This window comes from Chitinophaga sp., assembly GCF_036566945.1.
Classification (GTDB): domain Bacteria; phylum Bacteroidota; class Bacteroidia; order Chitinophagales; family Chitinophagaceae; genus Chitinophaga.
Window position 1 is genome coordinate 1 of the sequence record NZ_DATCVJ010000649.1, and the last position, 2,372, is coordinate 2,372.

Annotated in this window: 2 protein-coding genes; both read left to right on the top strand. The window is 46.9% G+C overall.

From position 1 onward, the window contains the following. The coding region (locus tag VIP81_RS19755) for an acyl-CoA dehydrogenase family protein (RefSeq protein ID WP_331965089.1) at window positions 1–1,508 on the top strand (1,508 nt) is incomplete at its 5' end. A gap of 160 nt (window positions 1,509–1,668) precedes the next feature. Further along, a partial coding sequence (locus tag VIP81_RS19760; RefSeq protein WP_331965092.1) for a hypothetical protein occupies window positions 1,669–2,372 on the top strand: 704 nt, incomplete at its 3' end.

Consider the following 2,372-nt stretch of genomic DNA (forward strand, 5'->3'; position numbering starts at 1 on the left):
CCGCCACTATTATCAACGAAGGACTGGGTGCAGGTCACTCTTTTTCTGTTGCCATGGCAGCGCATACCGGTATCGGTTCCCTGCCGATTCTTTACTTTGGTACTGAAGAACAAAAACAAAAATACATTCCGAAACTGGCCAGTGGTGAAATGAAAGGCGCCTATGCCCTCACAGAACCGGATTCCGGCTCTGATGCGCTGGGAGCCAAAACTACGGCTAAATTAACAGACGACGGCAAATACTATGTTTTAAATGGTCAGAAAAGCTGGATCACTAATTCCGGTTTTGCTGATGTATTTACTGTGTTTGCAAAAATTGATGGTGACAAATTCACCGCCTTTATTGTAGAGAAAGGCACGCCCGGATTCACACTGGGCGCGGAAGAACATAAAATGGGGATTAAGGGTTCCTCTACCCGCCAGATCTATTTCCAGGATGCAAAAATACCTGCAGAAAATGTATTGGGCGTGATTGGCAAAGGTCACCTGATTGCCTTTAATATCCTGAACATTGGCCGGTTGAAACTTTGCGCCGCCGCATTGGGCGCCGCAAAGAAATGCGTCAATACTTCCGTACAATACGCCAATACCCGTACCCAGTTTAAACAACCGATCGCCAACTTCGGCGCTATCAAACATAAACTGGCGGAAATGGTGATCCGCACCTGGACTTCAGAATCAGCCCTGTTCCGCACAGCGCAGCTGATAGACGATAAAGAAAGAGAACTGCTTGCTGCAGGTAAACCCTTCAACGAAGCATTACTGGGCGCCGCAGAAGAATATGCGGTAGAATGTGCCATCCTGAAAGTAAACGGTTCCGAAGTGCTGGACTATGTAGTGGACGAAGGCGTACAAATTCACGGTGGTAACGGTTTCAGTGATGAATACATTATTTCAAAAGCGTACCGCGATTCCCGCATCAACCGCATCTTTGAAGGCACCAATGAAATCAATCGTCTCCTTACGATCGACATGACACTGAAACGTGCCCTGAAAGGTAAGCTGGACCTGATGACACCGGCCATGAATGTGATGAAGGAACTGGTAAGTATTCCGGACTTCGGCAACGATGATGAAACGCCTTTCAGCCAGGAAAGAAAAATGATTCTCAACTTCAAGAAAGCGATACTCATGGCTGCCGGTGCTGCCGCACAAAAGCTGATGGCAAAACTGGAAAACGAACAGGAAATCCTTATGGATATTGCCGATATGGCTATTGAAACATTTGTGGCAGAAAGTGCCCTCCTGCGTTTAATCAAACTGACCAACAACAAAGGCGAAAGCGCCGCTGCATTGCAGGCCGATATTGTACGCACCTTTATTTATGATGCTGCAGACCGCATCAACAAATCAGGTAAAGATGCCATCAATGGCTTTGCAGAAGGCGACGAACAACGCATGATGTTGCTCGGCCTCAAACGCTTCACCAAAGCAACCTCCTTTAATGCAAAGGATGCCCGCAGAAGAATTGCGGACAAGCTGATTGCAGATAATAAATACAGCTTTTAAGCTTTTAGCAGCTAGCTTTTAGCAAATGCAGCGAAGACGAATATGTGCTGGTCTCCGCTGCATTTGCTAAAAGCTAAAAGCTAGCTGCTAAAAGCTATTTCTCCTATTCCCCTGACCTGCTTATCTTTACACTCTTTCAAGATATTGATGACAGGTTATTATGCTATCAGCGAAGTTTTTTCCTCAGATTGTTGTTATTCTTTGTTTCCCCTTTATAGCCAGCAGCCAGGCATTTCTGCGTCTTAGCCAGCCTTCAAGGGATCAAAATAATGTAAGCAGTTCCAAACAGTTTATTGCCGGACGCACCTGTATTGGCTGCACCGTTCGCATTAATAACGATACGGTACACGTATATTCCACCGGCACATTCGCGACAAAATATGAACTGCCTACCGGCAGAAGCAGTTTTACAGTAACCAGCGAAACACCTAACGGTGAAACCTACACGAAAAATATCACTTATTACTACAATCAGCCACCAGTGGCCACTGCCACCAGTGCTTTCCGAATAGATTTTATAGAGATATCACCCGCAGGGAACCTTCAGCTCTCAGAAGGCGATACACTGCGAATAAAAATGAAAGGCTACCCGGGTGCGGAAGGCAGCTGGATTAATAATGCGCCCCTGCGCGAAATGCCCACCTCACAAACAGGTGGCATTCCCGGTTACTATAGCGGCAGCTATATTATACAACCCGCCGACTCTCTGCTGAATGGTAAAATAATAGTACGCCTGCGTAAACGCAGCGGCGAAACAGCCATACTCGGCAGCCCCTATCGCTATAGCGTCATGCGCAATGAAATACCCTTCACCGGCCGCACCATCGACAACATGACCTATCTTACCTCCAGCCCTCATGGCGA